Here is a 12,948-nt window from a genome sequence, read left to right as displayed (position 1 = left end):
GCGACAAGAAACTGTGACTGGGTTTGACACCTGTTTCTTGTCGCCTGTTTATTATTTGGTGCTTTTCCGCCGTTTACGTTCTTTGATAATCAGACTTAATTCGCGGCTCATCTGGCCGGCAATTGCGGTATTCTCCTGCGCCCTGCGAAACAAGTATGGCAATACTGCCTTTACTGGTCCGTAGGGTACATATTTTGCTACATTATAGCCTGCGTTGGCAAGGTTAAAGCTCAAATTATCACTCATACCCAACAACTGCGAAAAGTACACATGAGGATTATTATGCGCTATCTGCTTTTCTTCCATCAACTGGGTAAGCAGGCGGCAGCTTTGCTCGTTGTGCGTTCCGGCTACTACAGCAATTCGGTCGATGTGTTCTATGCAAAATCGTAATGCCTGATTGTAATCGTCGTCTGTGGCTTGCTTATCAGGCTGTATGGGTGAATGATAGCCATGCTCACCGGCGCGCTTGCGTTCTTTTTCCATATAAGCACCACGTACTAACTTGGCACCGAGCATGAAGCCGCCACTTAGGGCAGCATCAAAATCCTTCTTTAATAAATCTAACCTGTCATGCCGGTAAATCTGGTAGGTATTGTATACAATTACCTTAAACTGGTTATATCGCCGCATCATTTCCAACGCCAGTTGATCAATGGTTAATTGTATCCAGCTTTCTTCGGCATCTATCATTACCGGCACACCGGCGGTAAATGCCTTTTTGCAAATATCTTCTACCCTACCCTGCACACGCTTCCATTCCTGTTCTTCTTCAGCGCTTAATAAAGTACCTGCATCTAACTTTTCCAGCAGGCAAAAGCGGCCAACACCTGTAATTTTAAAAACGGTGATGGGGATAGCCGGATCACCGGTGGCGCGGTTGATGGTACGAATGATTTCATCGCGGGTAAAATCAAAAACAGATTCTTCTTCCTCCCCCTCTACAGAATAATCCAGAATTGTACCTACACCGCCAGCATGCAGGTTTTTAATGGTGGAATCACATTCCTGTATAGTTTCGCCGCCGCAAAACTGCTTGAATATAGTAGCTTTGATGATGCCTTTGATAGGCAAACCAATGTTCATGGCGAAATTGGTAATGGGCGGACCTGCCTTTACCAGCATATTGTTGTTGATAGCTGTAAACAACCAGTAAGCACGTGTCAGGTCGGCGTTAGAAGTATGCCTGAACGCTACTTCAGTGTCTTCGAAAGATAGTGTTTGAGGTGCCCGCTTAGTAGCCGGGCCATCGGGTTTGAGCATACTGCAAAATTAGAAAATGATAAGCAGATAACTCATTATTCTTCGAATAGTTTATTTTTGCCCCTGTCATGATTGAATTTAAACTCGAAGGCGATTATATCCCGCTCATCCAATTACTTAAAGCCACCAACCTGGTGCAAACCGGCGGCGAAGCACAAATTGTAGTAACCGAAGGTGAAGTAAAATGGAATGGTGAAGTAGATTATCGCAAGCGCCTGAAAGTTGTGGCCGGAGATATTGTAGAATTCCGGGGTCAAAAAATCAAGATTGTTTAAAAATGGATATGATTCAAAGTACCGATTATTCGGTATATGTTAAAAATACTTTACAACATTTAGCCGATTTTATACAGCAAGGTCAATATTCCAAAATATTTGTACTAACTGATGAACTCACCTCAAAGCATTGTCTGCCTTTAATACAGCCTGTACTGGATAAGCTGCCGGCTTATGATTTGATTGAAATTGCCTCAGGCGAGGAAAATAAAAATATTGATTTCTGCATCGGAATCTGGAAAATGCTGGTTGATTTTGGAGCGGACCGCCATGCATTGCTCATTAATCTGGGTGGTGGTGTGATTACCGATATGGGCGGCTTTGCAGCCTCAACTTACAAACGCGGTATTGATTTCATACAAGTACCCACTACCCTGCTTTCGCAGGTGGATGCCTCGGTTGGTGGAAAGACCGGCATTGATATGGATCATATCAAAAACATCATCGGTACCTTTACTTCGCCTAAAGCGGTATTTGTGGCTCATGAGTTTTTGGAAACGTTACCCAAGCGCCAAATCTTATCTGGCTTGGCAGAAATGCTGAAACATGGCTTAATTGCCGATGCTGAGTATTGGAATAACTTGGTTGCGCTCGGCCCGAAAATGCCTGCCGAAGATTTGGTTAACCGTTCGGTGGAAATTAAAAACCGCATTGTAATGGATGACCCGCATGAGCGGGGCTTTCGTAAGGCACTCAACTTTGGGCACACCATTGGCCATGCAGTTGAAACGTATTCATTGGAAAACGATGCCAATCATTTAACTCACGGCGAAGCCATTGCCATGGGTATGATCTGCGAAGCTTGGCTATCACACAAAAAATCAACGCTGTCTGCCGAAGCTTTGGATCAAATTGTGGAAGTGATCAGGAAATGGTATCCAAAATACTATCTGGATGATACCTGCCATACCATACTTCATGGACTGATGAAAAAGGATAAAAAGAACAAAGGTGCTGAAGTAAACTGTACTTTGCTTACCCGCATCGGCGATTGTACAATTGACCATATTTGTACCGAAGAAGAACTTTGTGATAGTTTGAAATACTACGCTTCACTCTGACAATGCTAAAAATCATTAAAACAAGAAAGCCGCTAAATGCGGCTTTCTTGTTTTAATATATACTTACTTAAATCTGTTATTAAAACTTTTTAAAAACCACTACGCCATTGTGACCGCCGAAACCGAAGGTATTGCTCACTGATACATTCACGGTTTTCTCTAAAGCCTGGCCAGTTACAATCTGCACATCAGTAGGTATGGCCGGGTCAATCTCCTGGGTATTAATGGTTGGCGGTACTACATTCTCCTGAACGGATTTTATAGCTGTAATCGCCTCTATGGCTCCTGCAGCACCCAGCAAGTGACCGGTGGTTGACTTGGTTGAGCTGATATGCAGGCTTTTGCTCCCACCAAATACGGCGCTAATGGCTTTGGTTTCGCTCAAATCACCTACAGGGGTTGAGGTGGCATGGGCATTCAGGTAATTAACCGCATCAGTATTTAAACCGGCATCATGCAGGGCCGATTTCATGGCTTGGATAGCACCGGCTCCATCCGGATGAGTAGCGGTCATATGATAGGCATCGGCCGTCATGGCAGCGCCCACAACTTCTGCATAAATGTGCGCTCCACGGGCTATGGCATAATCATAATCTTCCAATACCAAAGCACCGGCTCCTTCACCCATTACAAAACCATCCCTGTGCACGTCAAAGGGCCTTGAAGCCGCTTTAGGTTCATCATTACGGGTTGACAATGCCTTTAAAGCATTATAACCTCCGATAGATGCTTCCGTTACTGGTGCATCAGAACCGCCGGATATGATGATTTTGGCTTTACCAAGTCGGATGTAGTTGTAAGCATCCATAATAGCTGTAGTTGCACTGGCACAGGCAGTAACGGGCGTATAATTAATACCCATATAGCCATGCTTGATAGAAATTAAGCCAGAAGCCATATTGACCAGCGTTTTGGGAATAAAGAAGGGATTGAAATGCGGATGATGGTCATTCGCTGCATATTCCTTTACCTGCTCTTCAAAAGTTTGAAAGCCGCCCTGCGCAGAGCCGAATATCACCCCAACATCAAAAGGCGACAGTTTGCTGAAATCAAAACCCGAATCGGCAATGGCCTGCCCGGCTGCCACCAACGCATACTGCACATAGAGGTCGCTTCTTCTGATTTCGTTTTTATCCAGAAAATCAGCCGGATTAAAATTGCGCACCTGCGCGGCAAATTTGGTTTTGAAATGGGCATTATCAAAGCGGGTAATAGGCGCGGCACCGCTGTTGCCGTTTACTACATTATACCAAAAATCGGCCAGGGTATTGCCCGCAGGCGTAATCACGCCCATACCTGTAATCACAACTCTTTTCATTATCCGTGTTGTACCTTAACTGCTTTACAAGCGGTTAATTGTGCTTTGTGTTCGTTTAAATTAATAGCGCGCCAAATATAGGTAACGTGCTTTAATTATTGAGGGAATGAATTAAGTGATTTGCAGTAACAGAAAACTGATATACGTATCATTATTTGCGGTGCCTAGCAGCAACTGATTACCTTATTCAAGTACTTGTAAAAACACAAACCTTGTCATGCTGAGGCACTCGAAGCATAGGCGCACAGGCCATTCCTATGAATGACACTACATCCGCAATACAAAAGAGTACTTTTCATGAAGCAAGTATTATCATAAAATATTTCTCAAAATTCCTGTAACAAACACCTGCGCCCAACATCTATATATCGTATTTCAGGCTGAGGTTCCACAATATACCTGATTTGCAGCACCGCGTCGCCACACCTTAAGGCGCACGTTTACAACAAAATTCAATTTATTTCTTTAAAACAATGGCTGATTTAATTTTTAATTGGTTATGGGTATTGCCTGTGCTGGCTGCCCTGTTGCTGTACAAATCTGTACTGCGTGTATTTTTCGGTATGGTAATCGTTCCTGATGACCGTATCGGTTTAGTGATCAAAAAGTTCTCGCTCTATGGGGCCGACCGGCACCTGCCCGACGGACGCATTATTGCTACCAAAGGTGAAGCTGGTATGCAGGCCAAACCGCTGGCCCCGGGCTTATACTGGCATATGTGGCCGTGGCAGTACAGCATTAATTTAGAGCCTTTTACCATCATTGAGCAAAACAAACTCGGACTGGTAAAAGCTAAAGATGGTGCGCCGCTGGACACCGGCCGTGTATTGGGCCGCCCTGTGGAGTGCGACAAGTTTCAGGATGCCGAAGCGTTTTTAGAACGCAACGGACAAAAAGGCCCGCAGGCAGCTTTCCTGACACCAGGTAGCTATCGTATCAACACCTTTTTGTTTGATATCGTGATGGTACCCATCACCCAGATTAATGAGAATAAGGTGGGCATCATTACCACGCTCGATGGTGAGCCTTTGGAAAAAGGAGATATTGCCGGTGGCTCCGTGGTAGGGCACCGCAACTATCAGGACCCAATGGCTTTTATTCATGCTGGTGGCAAAAAAGGTTTGCAGGAAGATGTAATATTGGCGGGTACCTACTACCTTAACCCGTGGTTTGTGATGGTAGAACAGGTAGATATGATGCATATCCCTATCGGTTATGTAGGCGTAGTCAACTCATTTGTTGGGCCTGAAGGTACCGATACCAGTGGCGATCATTTTAAACATGGCAATATTGTGCGCAAAGGTCAAAAAGGTGTATGGGACGAACCTTTAGACCCCGGCAAGCACCCGGTGAACATTTATACCCATGGTGTTGAGGTAGTACCTACCACCAACATTGTACTTAACTGGGCTAACAGCCGTATGGAAGCACATGAGTTGGATAAACACCTCAGCACAATCAGCGTGCGTTCGTTTGATGGTTTCACCTTTAATCTGGATGTATCACAAATCATTCACGTGCCACGCAATGAGGCCCCTAAAGTGATTGCAAGGTTTGGTAAGATGAAAAATCTGGTATCACAAGTGCTGGAGCCTACCATTGCCAACTACTTCCGTAATGCGGCACAAAAAAGCGATGTGATCGGCTTTTTAACTAACCGTTCACAACGGCAGGACGATGCCAAGGAGCATATCAGCCAGGTACTGGCAGATTATAACGTGGTAGGCGTAGATACGCTGATTGGTGACATTATACCACCAGAAGCGTTAATGAAAACCATGACTGATCGTAAACTGGCTGAAGAAGAGCGCCATACTTACGAAGTACAACGCCATGCACAAATTGAGCGTAAAGAGTTTGAAAGCGCCCGTGCCGGCGCCGATATGCAGCCCGAGATTGTAAAATCAACACGGCAGGTAGAAATTAACACCCAGATGGCCGCAGGTAAAGTTGCCGCTGCCAAAGGTGATGCCGAGGCTCGTACCATTAACGCAAAAGCAGATGCCGAAAACCGCACCATTAATGCCCGTGCCGATGCTGAAGCTAAGACTATTATTGCCAAAGCTGATGCGGCCGCTACTGAAGTAAACGGTTCCGCCGAAGCGGGAAAAATAAAAGCTATTGGTTTAGCCGAGGCCGAAGTAACCAAGCAAAAAACCGAAGCTATGGGTACCGAGCAATATGCCATCGTTCGTGTGGCCGAAGCTTTAGCTGCCAACGGCATTAAATTGGTACCTGAAATATTGGTAAACGGTGGTAAGGAAGGCGGCAATGGACTGGTAGATGCCTTAATTGGTACCGAAATGTTCAAAAAGTTGCAAAAAGAAAACGAAGCGAAAACCGAGTAATGTTTTATTAAGTTAGTTCGAAACGGCGCGCCGGGTGGTGCGCCGTTTTAATTTTAATTAGTTGATTAATATGTCTGCTTTAAAACGCTAAACGGTACGATAACAAAGCAGTACATATGAAGTAAGGGCCTGTAAATTATCGCTTGATAAAACGCGATAATTATCAAATTATTAACTAATTAATAATCTGTTTATAAATTTCATAAAAATGAAATTCACACTTGCAAAGTAATAATTGCCTGCGTAAATTGTGCATTACCTAATTATAAACTATTTATTATGACAGAGCTAATCATCATTTTAATTGTCGTTAATGTATTGCTTTTGGCCGGACGCTTGCTCGGTCTGTTCAATTTCGTTGAGCGATAATATCCAGACTTATTCTTTTTAAGCTACATAAAGCATTAAAAGAAATTATAAAAGCCGGCACTTTAGTGAGCCGGCTTTTATAGTTATAGATGCTTTTGAAACGCGCTTTTCTTAAAATTTTGAAACCTAAATCAAGCGGATTTATAATTTGAGAATTACTGACAATTTTATGCCAGTGCGGTGAGTATTGCATGGTTTTCCGAGTTGTAGCTCCATCTACTGCATTCAGCACCACGAAGCGCTGTCGCTATCTTTATTTTTAGTAACGGTTTAGTCCAATTCCATGGCGCGCAACATCAACATGGCATTCAGGTAATTTTTATATACCAACTGCTGCAAATGCTGATCAGAACATATCCACTGAAACTTGTTTTTGTATATTTTACGGGTCTGCCGCCTGAACAAGAAGGTTATTCGATAAAAATTTCTTAACAACAATTTCGGGATAATCCTTATTTATTAGTTTATGAGGAGAATGTTTAAACACTGTGTCATCATCGTTGGGTTAGTTCTATCGGCTACGGCCTGCAACTACAGTTCCACAACAAAATCAGCAACTGATACCACAGCTGCCGATTCGGCACCAAGAGACGTTACCCAGGCAGATACTGAAAAAGTAGACACCACCAATAGAAACCACGCTCCTATGCAGGGCGATGGGCACCCGCGCGGCGGAATGGAGTAAATACACTTGAAGGTATGCAATGGCACATTGGTTGTTCCGGCTTTTACTACCGGCATTGGAAAGAAATCTTCTATCCGCATAAGCTACCGCAGCGATTGTGGTTCAACTATTATCAGCAGCATTTTAGCACTGTTGAGATTAACGGTACTTTTTATAAAGCCCCTACAGCTGAAAGCCTTCGTAAATGGTATCAGGATAGCCCACCGGAATTCACATTCGCCGTAAAAGCGCCACGACTCATTACCCATTACCGCCAGTTCAACAACAGCCACGAACTCATTCGTAATTTTTATGATGCGGTACATAGCGGATTAGAAGAAAAATTGGGCGCTGTACTGTTTCAGCTACCACCCAGCTTTAGTTATTCTGAAGAACGGCTCAACCGCATTCTGCAAAATTTAGAGCACAATTATATAAATGTATTGGAACTGCGGCACGAGAGCTGGTGGCAATACCCTGTTTACCAGCGTTTGGCCGAGCAAAACATTACGTTTTGTGGCTTGAGTCATCCTACACTGCCAGATACTGTGGTACAAAACACAGGCATGCTATATTACCGTTTTCATGGTAATATGCAGCTTTACACATCTAAATACACATTGGATGAATTGAAACGTTTTGTTGATTGTGTGATACAAACCGGAGCAAAACAAGTATTCGTTTATTTTAACAATGATATTGGCGGCGCAGCGGTTGAGAATGCAAAAGAGTTAATGAAAATAGTTGCCGGTTACTAATTGCAATTAGACTGCAAATGAATAAATATCACTCAAAGAACGGCAGCATCCGTTTACACCATCTTACTTATTTTATGAGTTTAAAACAGCACTGAATTACTGAACGACAACCTTTCGTTGTTGATGAAACGAAATGTGCCGTCTCAAACAGACGGTGAAACGTCTACCATCTTTCCTGAAAATTGAGATGAATTAAACCATTACTCACTCCAACTTTCATTTCGTAACTGCTAATTATAAAATCATTTATATCAGCGATTACACCTTGAAGCAGTACCATCAAATGGATTGAGCTCAACACTACTTCATCTATGCATTAGTATAAATAAAGGTGTTGGATTATATTTGAAGCATTTTGATTAGCATAACTTCTGCAATTGTAGCATCAGGCCTTTTCTTACTGGCGCTGATAAGTGTAAAAGCCCATAAGCTAACCACCGGGGGCGGTATAACCGGCTTTTTAGTAGCTGCCACAATTTATGCAGCAGCTGGCCTGAGCGGTGTATTCATGCTGGGCGCTTTTTTCGGCCTAAGTGTGTTGGCTAGCCGTTACAAGCGAGACACCAAATTTGCCGGAACAACTCAGGATAATGCCGAGGCCCGAACATCAGGCCAGGTACTGGCCAATGCCGGCACCGCAGCCATAACGGGCCTGCTGGCTATCTTGATTCCAGAATATAAATCCCTTTTCAACCTGATGCTGGCCGGCAGTTTGGCTTCTGCAACTGCTGATACATTAGCATCTGAATTAGGCGCTGCATATAGTAAACGTTTTTATAATTGCCTTACTTTTAAAACAGACATTAAGGGGCTGGATGGAGTAATCAGTACCGAAGGCTTGCTTTTCGGAGCGGCTGGCGCTTTAATAATTGCTTTAATTGCCACTTGCTCCACCCCCGCTGTATTTTTGACCAATACACTGATCATTACAATATCCGGTATCATTGGTAATTATGCCGACTCCGTATTAGGTGCGACCCTCGAACGCAAAAGCATTTTAAGCAATAACTGGGTTAATTTTTTAAGTACCGTTATTGCTGCAGCAAGTGTATGGCTGATGTTGCTGTTGAGGTTTTAATTTAAAGCAAAGCTTCAATTACCGGCCACACGGCATAAGCTATAATTTTGTAACCTTCGGCAGTGGGATGTATGCGGTCGGGCAGGTTAAGGTGAAATTGGCCGGCTACGCCTTTTAAAAAGAAAGGCACGAAAGCCATGTGATTGGCTTCTGCTACAGTTTTAAATATCGAACTAAAATCACGCACTAACTGCACGGGGATAATTGATGGCAGTTCCATCCCCATTAGCGCCATTTTTACCTGTGGATATTTAGCTTTTACCTTATCAACAATGGCCTGCAGGTTCTTTGCCGTTGTTTGCGGCGGTATGCCCCGCAAAATATCATTAGCCCCTAATTCCAAAATAAACACATCCACAGGTTGAGCCAGCCAGTAATCAATTCTGTTTAAGCCGCCCGCAGTGGTATCGCCGCTTACGCCGGCATTAATCACTTTATAATTAAATTGTGCGGCATTTATCTTCTGCTGTATGAGGGCCGGAAATGATTCTTCTGCCACGTTACGCAACCCATAACCGGCAGTCAGGCTATCCCCGAAAAATAAAACAGATTTCATGGTAAGTAAACCGTTATTAACAAGCTCGTGTTTTAATGAATACAAACACATATTCGCATTACTTAAATAAGATGTACTTTTGCTTAAACATAATACTGTTCATGCGCAACTACTTATTCTGCTTCGCAATTGTATTTTTAACCATTACAGCATGCAATCAAAAACCACTTATTGTTCAACAAGATCGGCAGATTGATATTGCATTGCAGAATGAGTTAAAAGCAATGAATTTACAGGTAATCAACGCTTTCTCCTCTCAGCAACCCGAACAGGTGTTACCCCTATGCAGTGAAGAACTGGCAAAAAAGGGGGCTAATTCTTTTTTAGCGATCATGCAGCAAGTCGGTAAAAATTTTGATGCTGCGAAGTTTCAGCTTAAAAACCAGTTTTATATTCAGCATGCTAAACCCGGCGCGAGTACAGTATTAAAGACTAGCCAAGGCAAGCGCCAATATACTTTTAGCTTTCCGGCTGCTAACGAAACCCAATTTGTAGCTGTAGGGTATTTTGACAATAAAGTGCAAGATTTAGCTTTAACCTGCATTTACGGCAAATACGGAAATCACTGGAAATTAAATGCCTTACAAGTGGGCTTGATGCGCATCAACAATAAAGATGCTGATGATTGGTTTGAACAGGCACAGCATGATTTTGCAAAGGGCTACCTGGCTACTGCGGCAAATGATATGGTGATTTGCAACCTGGTAAGCCAGCCAGCCAACAGCTTTTGGCGCTATAGCGAAGAAGAAAAGTATAAAGCTTTCGACAAGCAACTCTCGGCGGCTTTAAATCACAATTATACCTTTCCGCTTACGCTTAATGGTTTAGCATCACACCCTCAAATATTTCGCATCTTTCCTCAAGGCATGAATGAGGGTTACTTTCCAATGGTGTTATATAAATCTGGTGTAAATCTAAAAGATAGCCTGGCACTGTCAAAAGAGTGCGATGCCGTAAACCAACAAATTGGTAAAGTATTCAGTGGTTTAAAATTAGGCAACAAGTATATGTTTTACAGGGCTTATCAGAAAATACCGGCCGAAGGTGAGCAGGTAGCAAATCATGGCTTTATACGCAAGGGTGAACAATAAATTTATTTTATTAAAGGCCAATAATAAGCTTAGGAAAGCTTTTAGTATAAGTCTCTATTCTATTTCTTAATCACTTTGGGCACTAAAAAGAAATCGCCGTCCTGCTTGGGTGCGTTATTCAAAGCTTCCTCATGTGTGATTGGGTGCTTCACCACATCTTCACGCAATACATTTACTTCGTCGGTCATGTAAACCAGGGGTTCAACGCCGGTGGTATCCACTTCGTTCAGCTTATCCATAAAACTTAGGATTTCGTTCATGTCAGCAATCAGTTCTTCGCGCTCGTGCTCGGTTACTTCGAGCCGCGCTAGGTGAGCTATCTTATCAACGGTATCTTTATCAATTTTCATGGCTTTCAATTTTATGCTGAATGAGGCTGAACACGTCATCGCGCAGCTGGTCGGCATCATCCAAGGTTAAATGGGCAGTTTCTATTGGTTTATGCACATAAATGTGGCAAAAACCGGGCCTGCTGCCCCGCTCCAGGCCGGTGTCCCATAGTACCTTCCAGGTATCTAAGGAGCTTATGGGGATAATAGGTATCTTTAGTTCAATAGCCAGCCGGAAAGGCCCGTTCTTAAACTGGTGCAACTGCGGTGGGTAATCATCCGGTATCATCCCCTCTGGAAAGATAATCATGGTCATACCGCTTTGCAGCCGCTCTCCTGCCTTTTTGAAGGCGCGAAAAGAAGACATTTTACTTTCTCGGTTTACCGGGATATCAATTGTTTTAAAAAACAAGCCGGTAACCGGTTTGTGCATTAGTTCTTCTTTGCCAATAAAGCAAAAGTTATTTTTCACAATCAGGCTCATAGCCGATATATCTACATTGGAAGTATGATTGGGACAAATAATATAAGTACGGCTCCAGTCGATAGGTTCTTCGTACTTCACTTTGTAAATGATACCCGAAATGGTAGAACTGCAAAACGCGCAGATTTTGCGAAAAACATTCATAGCCGGATAGCGCTCGGGCTTGCGCGAGAAGTAATACAGAAAAGGCCAGAAAAGGTAAAAGAAAAAGCCTACGCTGTAGCGGTAGAAATGGCTGTGGGCTTTTTTCAATATCAACTTCATCGGCACCAAAAATATAAAAAATACTTACTTTCGCTGGCATGATGGAAACTGTTGTTAGCGGCATCCGGTCAACCGGAAATCTGCATTTGGGTAACTATTACGGTGCGATTCAAAATTTTATAAAAATGCAGCAGGAATATAACTGCTACTTTTTTATTGCCGATTTGCATTCGCTGACTACCCACCCCACCCCTGCCAACCTGCACGGCGCTGTAAAGCAAGTGCTGATTGAATATCTGGCGGCGGGCATCGACCCGGAGAAAGCTACCATATATATACAATCAGACGTGCCCGAAGTAGCCGAACTGTACTTGTACCTCAACATGAATGCCTACCTGGGAGAACTGGAGCGCAGCACCTCATTCAAAGATAAAGTACGCTCACAGCCTGACAATGTGAATGCCGGACTGCTTACTTATCCGGTATTGATGGCGGCTGACATTCTGATACATAAAGCCACCAAAGTACCCGTAGGTAAAGACCAGGAACAACACCTGGAAATGGCGCGCACCTTTGGTAACCGTTTTAACCGCTTGTACAATAATGAGTATTTTCCTGAACCTTATGCTTTTAATTATAGCAATAACCTGGTGAAAATTCCGGGTTTGGATGGTAAGGGTAAAATGGGAAAATCAGAAGGTGAAGGCAACGCCGTATTTTTATCAGACACCCCTGAAGTTATACGCAAAAAGGTGATGCGCGCAGTAACCGACAGCGGCCCGACTGCAGAAAATCAAACCAAACCACAAGAAATACAAAACTTGTTTGATTTGATGAATGTGGTATCATCAGCCGATACTTATGCACATTTCGATGAACTATACAACAAATGCCAGATACGCTATGGCGATATGAAGAAGCAACTGGCCGAAGATATGATTATTGCTACCGCCCCCATTCGGGACCGGATCAATGATATCGCCGGCGATGCATCTTACCTGCGCCAGGTAGCCAAGCATGGTGCCGCTAAAGCCCGTGAAAGCGCCTCACGCACCATACGCGAAATACGGGAGCTAATTGGGTTTAGGAAGTTTTAATACTCCGCCCTTGCATCAATACGCGTTATTGCGAGGAACGAAGCAATCTCTCT

13 protein-coding genes are annotated in these 12,948 nt (G+C 43.4%); 8 read left to right on the top strand and 5 right to left on the bottom strand.

The window, feature by feature from the left end:
* Positions 1 to 51: 51 nt before the first annotated feature.
* Entirely contained in the window at positions 52 to 1,263 is a 1,212-nt protein-coding gene (locus ACYVNW_RS03850) for a proline dehydrogenase family protein (protein ID WP_460678523.1), read from the bottom strand.
* 68 nt (positions 1,264 to 1,331) lie between these two features.
* On the opposite strand from ACYVNW_RS03850, the gene ACYVNW_RS03845 reads away from it, so the two are divergent.
* Positions 1,332 to 1,538 (top strand): RNA-binding S4 domain-containing protein, encoded by a 207-nt coding sequence (locus ACYVNW_RS03845; protein ID WP_460678522.1) that lies wholly within the window; start codon positions 1,332 to 1,334, stop codon positions 1,536 to 1,538.
* An 8-nt stretch (positions 1,539 to 1,546) separates the two neighbouring features.
* A complete protein-coding gene (gene aroB, locus ACYVNW_RS03840; RefSeq protein WP_460678521.1) occupies positions 1,547 to 2,599 on the top strand; it encodes a 3-dehydroquinate synthase in 1,053 nt (350 codons plus the stop codon).
* Positions 2,600 to 2,678: 79 nt separating this feature from the next.
* On the opposite strand, the gene fabF is transcribed toward aroB, so the two are convergent.
* Entirely contained in the window at positions 2,679 to 3,917 is a 1,239-nt protein-coding gene (fabF, locus tag ACYVNW_RS03835) for a beta-ketoacyl-ACP synthase II (RefSeq protein WP_460678520.1), read from the bottom strand.
* A gap of 473 nt (positions 3,918 to 4,390) precedes the next feature.
* Here fabF and ACYVNW_RS03830 point away from each other — a divergent pair, with 473 nt between their 5' ends.
* The 4 genes from ACYVNW_RS03830 to ACYVNW_RS03815 all read left to right on the top strand — a co-directional run bounded on the left by ACYVNW_RS03830 (position 4,391) and on the right by ACYVNW_RS03815 (position 9,134).
* Positions 4,391 to 6,265, top strand: a complete 1,875-nt coding sequence (locus tag ACYVNW_RS03830; RefSeq protein WP_460678519.1) for an SPFH domain-containing protein — start codon at positions 4,391 to 4,393, stop codon at positions 6,263 to 6,265.
* A gap of 844 nt (positions 6,266 to 7,109) precedes the next feature.
* A complete protein-coding gene (locus ACYVNW_RS03825; RefSeq protein WP_460678518.1) occupies positions 7,110 to 7,319 on the top strand; it encodes a hypothetical protein in 210 nt (69 codons plus the stop codon).
* A gap of 14 nt (positions 7,320 to 7,333) precedes the next feature.
* Entirely contained in the window at positions 7,334 to 8,056 is a 723-nt protein-coding gene (locus ACYVNW_RS03820) for a DUF72 domain-containing protein (RefSeq protein WP_460678517.1), read from the top strand.
* A 355-nt stretch (positions 8,057 to 8,411) separates the two neighbouring features.
* Positions 8,412 to 9,134, top strand: a complete 723-nt coding sequence (locus ACYVNW_RS03815) for a DUF92 domain-containing protein (protein ID WP_460678516.1) — start codon at positions 8,412 to 8,414, stop codon at positions 9,132 to 9,134.
* A gap of 1 nt (position 9,135) precedes the next feature.
* On the opposite strand, the gene ACYVNW_RS03810 is transcribed toward ACYVNW_RS03815, so the two are convergent.
* Complete coding sequence (locus ACYVNW_RS03810; protein ID WP_460678515.1) at positions 9,136 to 9,690, bottom strand: arylesterase; 555 nt, start codon at positions 9,688 to 9,690, stop codon at positions 9,136 to 9,138.
* Between the two features lie 224 nt (positions 9,691 to 9,914).
* Here ACYVNW_RS03810 and ACYVNW_RS03805 point away from each other — a divergent pair, with 224 nt between their 5' ends.
* Entirely contained in the window at positions 9,915 to 10,781 is an 867-nt protein-coding gene (locus tag ACYVNW_RS03805) for a hypothetical protein (RefSeq protein ID WP_460678514.1), read from the top strand.
* 59 nt (positions 10,782 to 10,840) lie between these two features.
* Here ACYVNW_RS03805 and gatC read toward each other — a convergent pair whose 3' ends face one another.
* Positions 10,841 to 11,131, bottom strand: a complete 291-nt coding sequence (gatC, locus tag ACYVNW_RS03800) for an Asp-tRNA(Asn)/Glu-tRNA(Gln) amidotransferase subunit GatC (RefSeq protein WP_460678513.1) — start codon at positions 11,129 to 11,131, stop codon at positions 10,841 to 10,843.
* A complete protein-coding gene (locus ACYVNW_RS03795) occupies positions 11,121 to 11,858 on the bottom strand; it encodes a lysophospholipid acyltransferase family protein (RefSeq protein ID WP_460678512.1) in 738 nt (245 codons plus the stop codon). The genes gatC and ACYVNW_RS03795 overlap by 11 nt, the downstream gene beginning before the upstream one ends.
* Before the next feature lie 41 nt (positions 11,859 to 11,899).
* Between ACYVNW_RS03795 and trpS the strand changes: the two genes are divergently transcribed.
* Positions 11,900 to 12,895 carry a tryptophan--tRNA ligase gene (gene trpS / locus ACYVNW_RS03790; protein ID WP_460680995.1) on the top strand — a complete coding sequence of 332 codons (996 nt, stop codon included), beginning with the start codon at positions 11,900 to 11,902 and terminating at the stop codon, positions 12,893 to 12,895.
* Positions 12,896 to 12,948: the final 53 nt, after the last annotated feature.

This window comes from Mucilaginibacter koreensis (assembly GCF_054783355.1).
The sequence above is the reverse complement of the archived record's forward strand: the minus strand, read 5'-3'. Positions and strand labels throughout refer to the sequence as shown.